Origin of the sequence: Bacillus cereus group sp. BfR-BA-01381 (assembly GCF_022663555.1) — a bacterium.
Lineage (GTDB): Bacteria > Bacillota > Bacilli > Bacillales > Bacillaceae_G > Bacillus_A > Bacillus_A pacificus.
This window is the reverse complement of record NZ_JAKUFR010000304.1, coordinates 1-257: the sequence shown is the minus strand read 5'-3', so window position 1 is coordinate 257 and position 257 is coordinate 1. Positions and strand designations below refer to the sequence as shown.

Genomic DNA, 257 nt, shown 5'->3' with positions numbered 1-257 from the left:
CAAATACGAGCGTGCCGGACACGACAGAACAACCAAAACAAGATCAGCAGCAAAAAACTGAAGAAGAGAAAAAGCAAGAAGAATTAAAGAAACAGGAAGAACTGAAAAAACAAGAAGAACAAAAGCAACAAGAGGAACTTAAGAAGCAAGAAGAACAAAAGAAACTAGAAGAGCAAAAGAAACAAGAAGAAGAAAAGAAACAAAATGAACAAAATAATGGTAATGGTCAAGGAACGACCCCTCCAGCAAATAACGGA

Annotated in this window: 1 pseudogene; it reads left to right on the top strand. The window is 36.6% G+C overall.

From position 1 onward, the window contains the following. A pseudogene (locus MR079_RS29605) lies at positions 1-257 on the top strand (penicillin-binding protein); the annotation flags it as partial.